Below are 14,411 nucleotides of genomic sequence, written 5' to 3'. Positions count from 1 at the left end.
CCGTGAAAAAGGCAAAACTTTTATTAAGCTCTTTAGCAGCATTAACTACATTAGTTTCAGTTCCATTAGTGACCCTTTCATGTATCAATCGACCATATCAAACTAATCCTAAAAATGATTTATCAAAATCGGAAGTAGTTTGAGAATTGCAAAAAAATGCAACCGAAAACAAAAATATGTATCTAGACTTGTCTAAGTACCAAAAAGAAGCAGAACAAAGCAATAAAAATTTACCAAATGATAAAAAATTAAAAAATGTTGACTTTTATAGCAGTCATTTAAAACAATATGTAACTATTCCAGAAATCAGTAAATACGGAAAAAACTATTCATATAAGTGATATGTTGTTGACACTGCTGATCCATTCAGAGCAAAATTAGAAATTTATTATGTACCAGTTGAAGCTATTGCGGTGCAAGATCCGTCATTTATAAAAGCGGAGAATGAAGTTAATGGTGATTGAAGTAAAATGAAAAATTCATCAAATCGTCCATTAGCTAAATTCGTAGTTGAACTAAAATTTGGTAAAAGGTAGGTAAAAATGAAAAAAATTCGTACACGTTATGCTCCTAGCCCTACTGGATATTTACATATCGGTGGTGCACGAACGGCATTATTCAATTATTTATTTGCCAAACATTTTGGTGGCGATTTTATTATTCGTATAGAAGATACAGACGTTGCTAGAAACGTTGAAAATGGTGAACGTAGTCAATTGGAGAATCTAGCTTGATTAGGTATTATTCCAGACGAAAGCCCAATCAATCCTAAAGCAGAGTATGGCAAATATCGTCAAAGTGAAAAATTAGATATTTATGATGAATTAATTGAAAAATTATTAGCTAGCGGACATGCTTACAAAGCTTATGACACAACAGAAGAGTTAACAAAACAAAAAGAAGAAAGTGAAGCTGCTGGTATTCCATCTTTCCGTTACGATCGAAATTGACTAAAAATTAGTGACCAGGAAAAACAAAAACGTGATCAAAATGGTGAATACTCAGTGCGTTTAGCCTTACCTAAAAATCACGTGTATCAATGAGAAGATATAGTACGTGGAACCATTAGTGTAAATAGCGATGATATTGGAGATTTTGTTATTAGAAAAAGTGACGGTTATCCAACATACAACTTTGCTGTAGTAGTAGACGATCATCAAATGGAAATTAGTCATATTTTAAGAGGTGAAGAACACATCACTAACACACCAAAACAATTAGCAGTCTATGAAGCATTTGGTTGAGACACTCCACAATTCGGACACTTAACAATCATCACAAACATGGAAGGTAAAAAACTTTCAAAACGTGATTCAAGTCTAAAGCAATTCATAGAAGACTATAAAAATGAAGGATATAACAATCAAGCAATTTTTAACTTCTTAGCTCTTTTAGGTTGAAGTAGTGAAGATGCTCAAGAAATCATGACACACAATGAATTAATAAGTAAATTTGATTTTCACCGCCTTTCAAAATCACCATCAAAATTTGATATTCAAAAAATGGAATGATTCAGTAAAAATTACTGAAAAAACACTGAAAATGAGTACTTTTTCAATGTTTTAGAATTCCACGATTCCAAAGAGTGAATGAATATTTTCATCGAAACCTACAAACAAAATATTGTAACTCTTAATGATTTAAAAAATGCTTTGAAAATGTACACTCATCCAGATAAAAAGTTAACTATTGATTGCCAAACAAATGATGTAATTAAAGAATTTTGAAACAACCTAAAAGATAAAGAATTTAGCATTCAAAATATTCAACAAGCCATTGATTTAACAAAACAAAACTTAAAGGTTACAGGTAAAAACTTATTTATGCCAATTAGAATTGCTACCACATACCGTGAACACGGTCCTGAATTAGCAAAAGCCATTTTCTTGTTCGGTGAAAATATTGTAAAAGAACGTATTAAAGAGTGAATTTAAAATTTCGTTCAGTTGTAACACAAAATGACAATGAACTTGTTACTGAGTACGAGTCACCGTATAGTGAAACAACTCGGGACGAGTTCATTGTTTTTAATTTTTTAGATCCTCAAAAAGTAGAACAAGAAATAGCAGTCTCAAGTCAGCAAGTTCAAATTAAAAGCGCAGATAACTTTACTTGAGATTTGTATATGCACAAATATAGTAAACACTGATATAAAACAGCCCATGGAGATATTCCATTGTATTGATATTTGACTGGTGTAATAATTGACACTAAAATAGTTTCTTTTACATACGATTTGCTAGACAACATTGGCGAAAAGAAAAACATTATTGGTTCAGTTAAGGTAAGTCTTGAAACAAAATAATAAAAGAAAAGAAAAAGCACCTCGTAAGGCAACTTTTTGAAATGTTTTTCTTTTTTCTTTAATGTGTACTTTCATTGGTTTTGGTGGTGGGAATGCTATTTTACCAGTGATTAATAAAATTGCGGTAAAACAAAACAAATGAATAACTGAGTCAGAATTCGACGATGCAGTCATTACTTCAAATATGATTCCTGGAGCTTCAGTTATCCAAACCTTGTCTTTTGTTTCAATCAAGGCTATAGGTTTTTGAAAAGGTAGTTTAGCACTTATTTTGGCTGCCTTGCCACATTTACTATTTGCTTTGGTAGTGTTTATATTGTTACGTAAATATGCCAATAATTACTTGTATGCAATAGCAGCAGGAGTAATGCCAATTATTATCGGAGTCATTTTAACATTTGGCTGAAGATATTTAAAAGCTCAACGTGGACCATTTAGTCTATGGCTGTGAATTAGTCTTTTTGTTATTTCATTTGCTTATTGTTTATTCATTCCATCGCCGTACAACATTCCTGCTATACCAATGATAGCAATAATACTAGTTTTTGCTTTTTATGCATTATGGCAAACTATTAAGCAACACAAAATGAACAAAAAAGACTCAAATAAGGACACAAAATAATGCAATTTGTTTCTTTTTTAGCAGCATGTGGATTGGTATTAGCAAGTGCGTTTATTGTTTTTGGTGGTGGGCAAGTATTTATGCCAATATACAAGTGAATTTATGAGTTTTTAAGCCAACACTTTTCTTCAGTTACCGTTAATTCTGAAACAATTGATCAAGTTTTTGCAGTTGCCAACGCTACTCCTGGAGTTATTGGAACCAAATTAGCTTTATTCACTGGTTATTTAATTAGTATTGACGATAGTGGGAATGCACAATGATGAGGCTACATTGCAATGTTAGTAACCTATCTAATTATTGTTGTTCCTGCTATAGTAATAATGCATTATAGTGCTAAAGCCTTAGCAAAATCAAAAAGCAGCAAGTACTTTAAAAATCTTAATATCATCTTAAAACCAGTTTTGGCAGGAGTCATGTTTTCTCTTGCTGTTCAACTTTTTATCGGTACTACTTTTCCAATGATTAAGTTTAATGATTCAACTTCATACATTGTCAATGTGTCTTCATCTTCAACGCATTCTAAATTAAACATTTTCAAAGGTTGAAGACTAATTGTGTTGTTTATTTATTCACCAATTGCAATTGTGGCAACAATTTATTTACAAAAGAGAAGAGTACCTTTGTTATTTTTAATTCTTTCATCAATTGTGCTCGGACTTCTTTTATTCCAGCCATGACTTATAAAATAGGAGGCAATATGTCAAAAACAATAACTTTGGAATTCAAAAACTGTTTGGTGTATTTAAACGATTTAACTTTAGTTAGTCAAGATATTATTAAAAAGCAAGAAACTACATCACTTTCTTCATTCATTTTGGCAAAAGCAGTAAGTTTGTTTGCTCCTTTACCACGAATTTTAACTAAAAATGGAAGAACTACTACTTTGATTCGTTCCGAAGGAAACATTAAAAACTTGATTGTCGATAGTAATGAAAAAAATCATGTTAAAGCGCTAATAAGTAATCCAGAAATAATTTGAGAAGGTGATTTAAATGAAGCAATAACATTCTTTGGCTTTCGTAATGCATTCTTAAGAATTAAAGTGATGCAAGACAAAATGGTTCCTTACGAATCCGAAGTAAGCATGCAAAGCGAAACTTTGGTCGACGATTTAGCCTATTTTTTCAATCAGTCACAGCAAATTAGATCAGCAGTTTTATCATGTACTAAATTTAAAGATAACGAAGACCTAGAAGAGTCATCAAGCGCAATTTTCACAGCCTTACCTTCAGTAACTGACTCTGATATAGACTGAATTTATGACTTTATAGAAAAAAATCCTTTCCATGAAAAAGGACTGAAATTCTACAAAGAATACCTGCTAGAACAAGGGGCCAAATTGATTGATGAAACTCCTTGAATTTCACAATGTGATTGTTCTAGTGAAAAGTATTTAGCCGCCATCAAATTGTTATCTAAACAAGAAATAGAATCACTATTAGAAGAAAAAGGCAACATTGAAGCACAGTGTCATTATTGCCATAAAAAATATTATTTTACTAAAGAAGATTTGACAAACACTTGCGAGCTTCAATAAATTTTAGAGTGAGATTTGTCTTGCTCTTTTTTTATTTCGACAGCTATTGCAATAAATAATAGTTTTATGTAAAATAGATTGTGAATAAGGTAAAAATATGAATTATATTGGTTCTAAGTTATCGCTTTTGTCATTTATTGAAAATACAATACAGCACTATATTAAAGATACTAACAACTCGTTTTGTGACATATTTGCTGGCACAGGCTCAGTGTCTAAATATTTCAAATCTAAAGGATACAGAGTCATAGCAAACGATCTTCAATATTACAGTTATGTAAGACTAAAACATTTTATTGATAACAATGATAATTTATTCTTTTCAGGACTGAAATCCTACAGCATCGAACCATTTGAATATTTGAATTCTCTAGCGGGAATAAAAGGTTTTATCTACAACAATTATTGTCCAGATGGTACAAGAGACTCAGAATTTCAAAGAATGTATTTCACCAATGAAAATGTGGCCAAAATTGATGCAGTGAGAACTACAATCGAGCAATGAAAAACAAGAAAAATCATCACTGATAATGAGTATTATTTTCTTTTGGCCTCATTACTAGAAAGCGCAGATAAGGTTGCGAACACTGCTTCAGTATATGAATCATACTTGAAAAAATTTAAAAAAAGTGCCTTAAAGCCTTTAGTCTTGAAACCAGTGGACATTGTTAAATCAAATGCAAATAATCATCACTCTGTTTTTAATAAAGATGCTAATGTTTTAATAAAAGAAATAAGCGGAGATATTTTGTATTTAGACCCACCATACAATACTAGAAAATATAATACCAATTACCATATTCTAGAAACTATTGCTCTTTATGATGGACCATTATTAAAAGGCAAGGGTGGTTATCGGATAGAAAGTAACAAGGGCTCTTTATATTCTAGCAAGAAGCAAGCACTGCTAGCACTTAGTGAATTAATTAAAGATGCTAAGTTTAAATATATTTTTCTTAGTTACAATGACGAAGGCATTATTTCTATTGTAGACATAAAAAACCTTTTTAAAAAGTATGGAAGATACAACTTCTTTACACATGAATATAAACGTTTCAAAGCAGATAAAGATGCAAATCGCAACTACAAAAAAACAAAAGTTGTTGAATACATTCATTGTTTGGTTAAAAACGATTTTTAAAAAAACTGAAGATATTAAAAAAGGCGAGTAATGTCGCCTTTTTTTCGTTATTCAATGACTATTTTGTGATTTTGAAGAGTTATTTTTGCTTTATCGTCCGCTTGTAATTCTTTTGCCACAATTTTGTACGCTAATAAGTTTTCAAGATTTGTTTGCAAGAATCTTTTGATAGGTCTGGCTCCATACTCAGGATCATATGCCTCTTTAGCCACATAATCCACAACATTTTCGTCATAGTTTAGATTGATTTTTACTTGCTCTTTAACTCTTTTGACGATTTTATCCATTTCTAAACGAACAATGTTTTTGATTGTTTTTTCATCTAGTTTATTGAATGTTACAATTTCATCAATTCTATTTAAAAATTCAGGTCTAAACACACTCAAAAGTTCTTTTCTTATATCTTCTTGAGTGTAATTTCCTTTTGAAATTAGCGAAGCTGCTAGGTTCGTTGTAAGAATAATAATTGTGTTTCTAAAATTAATGTTTTTTCCTCTTGAGTCAGTTACAAAACCATTATCTAAAATTTGTAAAAGAATGTTTCACACATCAGGGTGGGCTTTTTCTACTTCATCAAATAAAACAATTGAGTAAGGGTTTTGACGAATTTTTTCAGTCAACTGTCCACCTTGTTCATATCCAATATAACCTGGAGGCGAACCAATTAGTTTCGATACTGAGTGTCTTTCCATATACTCAGACATGTCAAGACGAATCAACTGATTTTCATTATCAAACAAAGCATAAGCCAATGCTTTTGCTAGCTCAGTTTTCCCTACTCCAGTAGTCCCTAAGAAAACGAAGCTTCCTAGAGGACGATTAGGGTCGTTGATTCCTGCTTTAGAACGTAAAATGGCTTCACTTACAACATCACAAGCCTTATCTTGACCCTTAATTCTTTGTTTTAAAGTTTTGTCTAGGTTTAAAACTTTGTTAATTTGTGTTTCAATCAATTTTGCAACTGGAATTTTGGTTCATTTTGAAACAATTTCAGCAACTTCTTCTTCGTCAACTACTTCTTTTAGCAAGCGATTTTTTTCATTTTTGATGTAATTTTCAGCTTCTTGTAATTTTTTGTTGATTTCCGGAATTTGAACATACAAGATTTTACTTGCTTCAACATAATCACCATTTCCTTGCAAAACATTTTGGCGATTTTTTAAGTAGTCAAGGTCTTTTTTGTATTTACTAATTGCTTCGATAGTTTCTTTTTCTTTAGTTCATTTATCGTTTAGTTCTTTTGCTTTTTGGTTTAAAGACTGCAATTGTGTCTTGATTTCAGTAATTTTTTCATCATTAGCAACATTTTTTTCACTTTTTAAAGCGGCTTTTTCCATTTCTAAACGAGCTATTTTTTGGTTAACTTTTTCTAATTCTTCAGGTTGTGAATTCATTTCAGTTCTGATAGTTGCAGCAGCTTCATCAATTAGATCAATTGCTTTATCTGGTAAAAAACGATCCGAAATGTACCGAGCACTTAAGTTAGCAGCAGCCACAAGAGCTTTATCTTCAATTTTTACACCGTGATATGTTTCATACCTTTCTTTAATTCCCCTTAGAATTGTAATTGTGTCAGCGATCGATGGTTCGTTAACACTAACTTTTTGCATTCTTCTTTCTAAAGCAGGATCAGTTTCAATATATTGACGATATTCATCAAGAGTTGTTGCACCTATTAAGTGCAATTGTCCCCTTGCCATTAAAGGTTTGAAAATGTTAGCAGCATCCATAGCACTTTGACCATTTCTTCCTGTTCCAACTAACATATGAATTTCATCGATGAAAAGAATAATGTTACCTTCTGATTTTTCAACAGCTTTCATCAAGTTTTTTAGTCTTTCTTCGAATTGTCCTTGATATGATGCTCCTGCAAACATAGCTGGAAGATCAATTTCATACAATTGTTTATTTTTAAGATTTTCAGGAACTTGATTTTCAACAATTTTGCGTGCCAGTCCTTCAACTATCGCAGTTTTTCCGACTCCTGGTTCTCCAACTAAAACAGGATTATTTTTTGTTTTACGACTTAAGATCCGAATTAAGCGACGAATTTCGTCATCACGGTTTACCACCGGCTCCAATTTATTATTTTTAGCAGCTTCGATTAAGTTGCGTCCATATTCTTTTAATGGATCTTTGGTATTTTCATTTGGTTGTCAATTTGCTTCCATATCTTTACCTCCATTTGTTTTCTAAGAATATTATAGCACATTTTTGGCACTCTTAACATTTGAGTGCTAAATTATTGACAAAAGAAAAGTGATACTTGTATCACTAGTCCTTAATCTCAAAACTTAAATCAAAATTAATATTCATTTTTTCAATTTCGACACCCATGCTTTTTAGAATAAATTCACTAATTTCAAACTCTTCACTTTCAGGTCGATATGCTTCTGCATAAATTACTTTTTTAATTTTTGATTGCACGATTAAGCGCGCGCATTTAAAACATGGGGAGTGTGTAATATACATTATTGAACCATTTTCAATTTTTGAATTAGTAATATTAGCATTGATTATGGCATTTTCTTCCGCGTGCACTACATAAGTATATTTAGAATCCTTGACATTGCCATTTTCTTGTGGTCTTTCTCAAGGGAAAATTTTGTCATTGTCAACTATTGTTGCATCACCTTGAAAATTAGTTGGCATTCCATTGTATCCCAGTGAAACAACATATTTTTGCTGATTAACAATGCAAGCTCCAACACGAGTAGTAGGATCTTTTGAGCGCAAAGCACTAAGTTTGGCAAGGGACATAAAATAGTAATCTCATTTTAAGTCACCTTTTTCATTTAACATTTTTTTATTTTCAATTTTCATAAAGAAATTGTACCATAAAAGTCAAAAACAGCCTCCGCAGACGCTGCTTTCTATTATTCAATGAAATAAGGCATGAACCTCGGTAAGACATTTATTAAATAAATCCAGTTAGCTTTTTAACCGAATCGATATTATTATAGCATATTTTCTGTAACTAAACTGAAACAAAAAAAATTAAAAATTTATATACTTTAGCAAGCAAAAATCTTAAAATTATTATGTAAAGATAAAAAAGAGTTCGGCTTAGTTTTGAGAGCCCCGGGCTAGGCCGAAAAAGTAGGGGCTCTTATTCACTCTTATATATCTATTTTATTTTTATTTATTTTTCTCTATTTTATATAATTTTCAAATTTTTATAAAAATCGTCAAAAGTTCGAAATTTAAACCTAAACTCCTTAAATTTCGTAATACAAAAAGTTTCAATTTTTCGTTTATTTCAATTCATGTTTTTAAATATCCTAACCTTATAATATTAATTTTCATTGAATTGTATATTTTATTTATTTTTTATATCTCTTATCATTAAATATTTCACTTTTAAAATAATCGTCTAATATTTTTATATTTTTTATTCTTCAGGTTAATATAATTTTTAAGTTATATTTCATGTTTAATACTCCTACATGATTGTCTCTTTTTTAAATTTGTTATAGGTGATATTATTTTTAATGTTGTCTTAGCGAATAATATTTTTCGTGACATAACCTCCTTTCTATTAGATTAAGTGTCTATAAAAGATGATAAAAAAAGCATCGCCGAGGCGGTGATTTTACTTTTTCTTATTCAACTATTTGAGCGCTTATTCTCGCTCTTTTTACATCAACATCAAGAATTTTGATTCTAACTTTTTGACCCACTGAAACAATGTCACGTGGATTTTTAACAAATTTTTGCGACAGATTCGAAACGTGGACAAAGGCACTTTGTTTTATTCCGATGTAAACAAAGATTCCAAAGTCAGTAATATTCAGTACGTTTCCTTCAAAAATTTGCCCTTGCTCTATATTTTCAATGTCTAAAACATCTTTTCTTAAGACAAATCCATCTTTTTGGTCGCGAATGTCTTTGGTTGGATTTATCAGCGCTTCTAGAATCAAGTCGATATCATATTTGTTTGAATTTAACTTGTTTACTAGTTCTTCTTTATTTGCTTGTTTTAATTTTGCAGTATCAATGTTATTTAGATCAATTTTTAGTTCTTTAATTAATTGATTGGCAAGAGTGTAGCTTTCAGGGTGGATTTGAGTGCGGTCGTAAAAATTATCAGAATTATAAATTCTTAAAAATCCAATCGCTTGCTCGTAACTTTTTGTTCCAAGTCCTTTAACTTTCAGAATTTCTTTACGATTTTTAAAGGCTCCATTTTCATTACGGTAATCAACAATATTGGCTGCTGTTTTAGCACTAAGTCCAGAAATGTAAGTCAAAATTTCTTTTGTAGCAGTATTAGCATCGACTCCAACCTGGTTTACTACCTTATTAACTTTAAAAGTAAGACTTTCAGCCAGTTCTTTTTGATTAACATCATGTTGATATTGACCTACACCAATAGATTTAGGATCAATTTTGACTAATTCATTAAGTGGATCTTGGAATTTTCTTCCTATGTTGATTGCGCTTCTTTGCTCGACACTAAGGTCAGGAAATTCTTCAATAGCAGTCTTTGAAGCTGAGTAAACACTGGCACCAATTTCACTCACGATTGCATAGAAAATGTGGCTAAAATCTTTTTCTGAATTTATCACTTTTGCAACAAATTCTTCAGTTTCTCTTGAAGCTGTTCCGTTACCAATAACAACAATGTCAACGTTGTATTGACGAAGTAATTTTGTCAGTGTTGCTTTGGATCCTACGAAATCATTTTTCGGCGGTGTGGGATAAATAATGTCAATTTTCAAAACGGCTCCAGTTTTTGAAATAACAGCAATTTTACATCCATTGATGTAAGCTGGATCAATTGCTAAAATAGTCTTATCTTTAACTGCCGGTGCAAGTAACATTTGTTCTAAATTTTGCGCAAAAAGTTCGATAGCTGCTTTTTGTGCTTTGTCAAATAATTCACTCTCAATTTCTCTTTCGATTGAAGGGAAAATTAATCTTTGCAAACTATCTTCTAAAGCAAGAAGATTAATTTGACTGGTAGCAGGATTTTTGCAATATTTATTTTTTAATTGTTCAATGATTGCTTTTTCATCAAAGACTCAAGACACATTGATGATTTTTAGTTCTTGTGCTCTTGCTAAGGCCAAAATTCTGTGATTTGCTGTTTTATTGATTTTGTGTTCGGAATCATAAAAATCTTTGAAAACTTCCTTTTCGTCAATAGCATTTTTCTTTAGCTTAGTTTTTCAAATCCCATTTCACAAGATTTGACGTTTAACATAATCACGCACTCCTAGATCCTGACTCATTCACTGACTAATAATGAATGAAGCTTGTTCAATGGCAAAGTCGACATCTTTAACTTTTTCATTGACGTATTTAGCTGCTTCTTTTTTAGGATCAAAATTGGTGTTACGAGTACTAAAAATGATTTTAGCCAAAGGTTCTAGCCCTAGAGCTATAGCTTCAGTAGCTTTTGTTTTCTTTCCAACTTTGAAAGGCTCATAGATATTTTCGACTTCTGCTTTAGTTTCTGAAAGTTTAATTTTTTGTTTAATTTCTTCAGTCAAAAGGCCTTTTTCAGTCAAAATTTCGATGATTGCTTCTTTACGTTTGTTTAATTCTGTGTTGTATTTGTATAGTTTATCAATTTCACCGATTGTTTCTTCATCTAGTCCGCCAGTCTCGCTTTTACGATAACGACTAATAAAAGGGACAGTTGCCCCTTGTGATAAAAGATTCAATACAACACTAACTTGTTCTTCTTTTAAATTTAATTTTTTAGCTACAAAACTTAAACTTAAATCCATAAATTACTCCTATTTTTTAAATACGTATCCAAATTGTTTTAGTGTTTCTATTTCATCTTTAGTAATAGTTAGGTATGAAAAAGCAATTGCGCCTTTACCAGTATGAATGGCAATAGTAGGACACAATGGAAACACAAAAGCACGATTCAAATTATTTTCTTCTAAAATTTTGCTTACTAGCATTTGAATTTCTACATTATCAGCATTGTTAAACAAGAAATATTTGTCTTCAGCATTTGTATTGTTCTCGTAAAGTTCTCTTGCATATTTAGTTAAAGTTTTTTCAAAAACTCTTCCTTTGGCATATTTGTCTAGTAAACCATCACGAAATTCAATAACCGGCACTATTTTTAATAATTTTGCAATGCTTGCAGCAGCAGGAGATAGTCTGCCACCTCTTACTAATGCTTCGTTTTCTTGCGGGATTAGTAAAGTTTTGTCCTGCGGTTTAGCAAATATCTCAATAGCTTTTTCAAAACTTGCACCATCTTTAATCGCTTTTTGAAAACGTAAAATATCTAGCACAATCGCGTGTGAGATTTTTTTTGATTCAACAACGTATGCTTTATTTTTACTTTCTCAGTCTTCAAACATGATTTTTAAAGACTGGTATTGACGTGATAATTCAGTACTAATTGGATAAATTAGTACTTTATCATACTCAGCAACTTGACTTTTAATTGCTTCGATATCACGTGGTAAAGAAGCAGAAGTTGAAACATTTTTAGCACCATTTTGTTTTGCTCAAATAGTTTTAGCATCAACTTCAACTCCGTCTGAATAACTTTTGTTGTCAATGGTTATTTGAATTGGTAAATAAAATCAACCTAATTTTTCAGCTTGAACTTTAGTAAGCCCACAACTGGAATCAACTACAATGGCAATTTTCATTACTCCTCCAATAATTTAAAAAATACTTATAATTAAAAGATATATTTTGTTAGTCTTATAATTTAAATATTAATTATATTAGATTACTAAGAAGCCAAGCACAAATTGTTAGGAGATAAGATGCAAAAATTAATTGAAGATTTAAAAAAACGTCAGATTATTAAAGATATTTCTAAAGAAGATAAAATCAATCTTTTTGATCACACAACTGGAGTTTATACTGGATTTGATCCAACCGCTACTTCTTTACACTTAGGAAACTACATTCATATTGTTAACTTGCTAAGATTTCAAAGAGCAGGTTTTAATGCTATTGCCGTTTTGGGTGGAGCAACTGGTATGGTAGGAGATCCTTCTTTTCGTGAAAGTGAAAGAAAGGAAATGGATCTATCAACTCTAGAATTTAACAAAGCCAAAATTAAAAAACAATTAGAAAGCTTTGGTTTAAAAGTAATTGATAATTATGAATTTTATAAAGATTTGAAGTTTCTAGATTTTCTTAAATATAACGGAAAATTAGTTAATGTAAGTTATATGTTAGCTAAGGATTCAGTAAAACAAAGATTAAAAAATGGAATGACATTTACTGAATTTAGTTATCAATTAATTCAAGGATTCGACTTTAACTTACTGTACGAAAAACACAATGTTTGCATTCAACTTGGTGGTTCAGATCAATGAGGTAATATCACAACCGGTCTAGAAATTATCAAAACATTGCATGGCGAAGATCATAAAGCAATCGGTATCACTTGCAATTTATTAATAGACTCGAATGGTAACAAAATCGGTAAGTCGTTTGGTGGGGGAAGCTTGTGATTAGACCGTGAACAAACTTCGCCATATAGTATGTATCAATACTTAGTCAATCAACGCGATGAAGACGTTGAAAAACTTTTAAAATGATTAACTTTTGTTTCTTTAGAAGAAATTGAACAAATTATGAAAAAATCAAATGCTGATAAAAGACAACGTTACGCCCAAAAAGTTTTAGCATTTGAAACAATTAAAATTGTTCACGGGGAAAAAACGGCCAAACAATGTGAAGAAATTAGTCAAAAACTTTTTGCAAACGACATTCTAAACTTAAGCGACGATGATTTTGAACTTCTAAAAGGATTTTTACCAGTTTTCGAATATCAAGATGAAAGTGTCATTGATTTTGTTGTAAACAATTCGATTTTAAGTTCTCGTCGTGAATTCAATGAATTTTTAAATAATAAGGCTTTAAGTTTTAATGCTGAGGTTATAACAGATTCACAAAGCAAATTAGACTTTGACAAGTTTGATGGTAAAAAGGGTCTTTTAAAAAGAGGGAAACGTGATTTTTATATCGTTTTCAAAAAATAATACGTGATTCAAAATCAGGAATACCTGATTTTTTCTTTTATTTTTGAACTTGCAAAACGCTTAATCAAAATTTAATTTATAGTCAAATGCCAAAATTGTCAATAACTACAAACTTGATGATCAGTTGGAAATCTAAATAAACAAAATTCGATCGAAAACATTTTAATTTTTGGTACTAATACCATTTTTTTGTCTTTTTAGCGCGAAAATAAAAATATTTTTTTCTCGAAATTAATGTCAAAAACTTGTCTATAATTACGTCAATAACTTTAATTTCGAAGGAGCAATTTTATGAAACTATCTAAAAAACTTTTATCATTTTCACTTTTTACTTTAGTTCCGATAGTGGGGGCAGTGTCAGCTATTTCATGTCAAACAACAGTCAAAAAAGATGACTAAAACACTAAAACTTCAAATAACAAAACTGAAACCAATACAACCACTAACAACACAACAAATATCGAAACAAACACAGAGTCTGATACAACCAATAACACAACAAACACTGAAAACAAAACTGAAACAAACACTACTACCAACACTGAAACAAATAAAGAAAGTACACCTAGTGTAAATCCATTAACTCAAGTAAACCCAGATGTTAAATGCTCGACAAACACTTTACTACTTCAATGAGCTAATTCAATTGATAATAATTTAGTTTACGCAAATGACAATAGTAAAGATTTGTTAATAAAAGCTTTAAAATGAAAAAATCAAAAAAAATAACAAAAATATTTATGTTAAATAAAAAAACAAGAACAAAAAAACATGGAATTTTATGGCAAGTCCCTTGGGGCTTGCTTTTTATTTATTTTAACAAATCA

At 30.7% G+C, this 14,411-nt stretch carries 13 protein-coding genes; 9 read left to right on the top strand and 4 right to left on the bottom strand.

Annotated elements, in window-relative coordinates; all coding sequences use genetic code 4:
• Positions 1 to 2: 2 nt before the first annotated feature.
• The 7 genes from ACWXVV_RS00065 to ACWXVV_RS00035 all read left to right on the top strand — a co-directional run bounded on the left by ACWXVV_RS00065 (position 3) and on the right by ACWXVV_RS00035 (position 5,608).
• Positions 3 to 536: a hypothetical protein gene (locus ACWXVV_RS00065; RefSeq protein ID WP_438341632.1), complete on the top strand. Its 534-nt coding sequence runs from the start codon at positions 3 to 5 to the stop codon at positions 534 to 536.
• A 6-nt stretch (positions 537 to 542) separates the two neighbouring features.
• Positions 543 to 1,934 (top strand): glutamate--tRNA ligase, encoded by a 1,392-nt coding sequence (gltX, locus tag ACWXVV_RS00060; protein WP_455984648.1) that lies wholly within the window; start codon positions 543 to 545, stop codon positions 1,932 to 1,934.
• A complete protein-coding gene (locus ACWXVV_RS00055; protein ID WP_438341634.1) occupies positions 1,925 to 2,305 on the top strand; it encodes a hypothetical protein in 381 nt (126 codons plus the stop codon). Before gltX ends, ACWXVV_RS00055 begins: the two co-directional genes overlap by 10 nt.
• Entirely contained in the window at positions 2,292 to 2,927 is a 636-nt protein-coding gene (locus tag ACWXVV_RS00050; protein WP_455984649.1) for a chromate transporter, read from the top strand. The genes ACWXVV_RS00055 and ACWXVV_RS00050 overlap by 14 nt, the downstream gene beginning before the upstream one ends.
• The gene (locus tag ACWXVV_RS00045; RefSeq protein WP_455984650.1) at positions 2,927 to 3,619 is read left to right on the top strand and encodes a chromate transporter; all 693 of its coding nucleotides are present in this window, start codon (positions 2,927 to 2,929) and stop codon (positions 3,617 to 3,619) included. The genes ACWXVV_RS00050 and ACWXVV_RS00045 overlap by 1 nt, the downstream gene beginning before the upstream one ends.
• A gap of 8 nt (positions 3,620 to 3,627) precedes the next feature.
• Positions 3,628 to 4,467 (top strand): Hsp33 family molecular chaperone HslO, encoded by an 840-nt coding sequence (locus tag ACWXVV_RS00040; RefSeq protein WP_455984651.1) that lies wholly within the window; start codon positions 3,628 to 3,630, stop codon positions 4,465 to 4,467.
• 97 nt (positions 4,468 to 4,564) lie between these two features.
• The gene (locus tag ACWXVV_RS00035; RefSeq protein WP_455984652.1) at positions 4,565 to 5,608 is read left to right on the top strand and encodes a DNA adenine methylase; all 1,044 of its coding nucleotides are present in this window, start codon (positions 4,565 to 4,567) and stop codon (positions 5,606 to 5,608) included.
• Between the two features lie 47 nt (positions 5,609 to 5,655).
• Here the strand turns inward: ACWXVV_RS00035 and ACWXVV_RS00030 are convergent, their stop codons facing one another.
• The 4 genes from ACWXVV_RS00030 to ACWXVV_RS00015 all read right to left on the bottom strand — a co-directional run bounded on the left by ACWXVV_RS00030 (position 5,656) and on the right by ACWXVV_RS00015 (position 12,234).
• Complete coding sequence (locus ACWXVV_RS00030; protein WP_455984653.1) at positions 5,656 to 7,779, bottom strand: ATP-dependent Clp protease ATP-binding subunit; 2,124 nt, start codon at positions 7,777 to 7,779, stop codon at positions 5,656 to 5,658.
• A 103-nt stretch (positions 7,780 to 7,882) separates the two neighbouring features.
• Entirely contained in the window at positions 7,883 to 8,431 is a 549-nt protein-coding gene (locus ACWXVV_RS00025; RefSeq protein WP_455984654.1) for a dCMP deaminase family protein, read from the bottom strand.
• A gap of 779 nt (positions 8,432 to 9,210) precedes the next feature.
• On the bottom strand, positions 9,211 to 11,343 hold the full coding sequence (locus ACWXVV_RS00020; RefSeq protein ID WP_455984655.1) for a Tex-like N-terminal domain-containing protein: 2,133 nt from the start codon (positions 11,341 to 11,343) through the stop codon (positions 9,211 to 9,213).
• Positions 11,344 to 11,352: 9 nt separating this feature from the next.
• Positions 11,353 to 12,234 (bottom strand): DegV family protein, encoded by an 882-nt coding sequence (locus ACWXVV_RS00015; protein ID WP_455984656.1) that lies wholly within the window; start codon positions 12,232 to 12,234, stop codon positions 11,353 to 11,355.
• A 120-nt stretch (positions 12,235 to 12,354) separates the two neighbouring features.
• Here ACWXVV_RS00015 and tyrS point away from each other — a divergent pair, with 120 nt between their 5' ends.
• Both tyrS and ACWXVV_RS00005 read left to right on the top strand, forming a co-directional pair.
• Positions 12,355 to 13,584, top strand: coding sequence for a tyrosine--tRNA ligase (gene tyrS, locus ACWXVV_RS00010; RefSeq protein WP_455984657.1), 1,230 nt, complete (start codon positions 12,355 to 12,357; stop codon positions 13,582 to 13,584).
• Positions 13,585 to 13,975: 391 nt separating this feature from the next.
• Positions 13,976 to 14,158: a hypothetical protein gene (locus ACWXVV_RS00005; protein WP_455984658.1), complete on the top strand. Its 183-nt coding sequence runs from the start codon at positions 13,976 to 13,978 to the stop codon at positions 14,156 to 14,158.
• Positions 14,159 to 14,411: the final 253 nt, after the last annotated feature.

Source organism: Mycoplasma sp. 3392, from assembly GCF_053851755.1.
The sequence above is the reverse complement of the archived record's forward strand: the minus strand, read 5'-3'. Positions and strand labels throughout refer to the sequence as shown.